The sequence below is a fragment of the Wolbachia endosymbiont of Drosophila bicornuta genome (genome assembly GCF_028982105.1).
Lineage (GTDB): Bacteria > Pseudomonadota > Alphaproteobacteria > Rickettsiales > Anaplasmataceae > Wolbachia > Wolbachia pipientis.
This window is the reverse complement of the sequence record NZ_JAPQLF010000028.1, coordinates 1-506: the sequence shown is the minus strand read 5'-3', so window position 1 is coordinate 506 and position 506 is coordinate 1. Positions and strand designations below refer to the sequence as shown.

The window sequence follows — 506 nt, the reverse complement described above, 5'->3', positions numbered from 1 at the left end:
CTACTGCTCTACCATAGCCATAAGCACATATCTTATCCTATTCGGACTATTGCGAGAAGTGCTATATTTTATGCTTTTTTTCTTTAATACTTGTATTACATTTTTTTCTACAATATAGCCCACTGATCTTCATTTTTTTCATAATTCTTAAGATTTTCTTGTGATTGACTACTACTCCACTCGCTATGATTTCAGCAGTAATTTTGCGATATCCATAACGGCAATCAGAAGCCAAATATACTTTTTGAATCAAATTTGCTACTTCACTTTCGTTATTAATTATAGGCCTATAATATAGGCTAGACCTGCAAATCCCAAGTAAATCAGCCTGTTTCCTAATTGATAGATCAGAATCTTTTTCTATAAACCTTACTCTATCTTTTTTGCTTATTTCAGTAATTTTTTTTCAAATAACTATTTTCCACTGTCAGTTCTCCTATTATAGCTCTTTTTACAATAATCCGAACAGATCATAATATGCTACTGCTCTACCATAGCCATAAGCA

1 pseudogene is annotated in these 506 nt (G+C 31.6%); it reads right to left on the bottom strand.

The annotated features are described in order from the left end of the window. Window positions 1-64: 64 nt before the first annotated feature. Window positions 65-443, bottom strand: a pseudogene (locus tag OZD68_RS00175) (IS3 family transposase); the annotation flags it as partial. Between the last annotated feature and the right edge of the window lie 63 nt (window positions 444-506).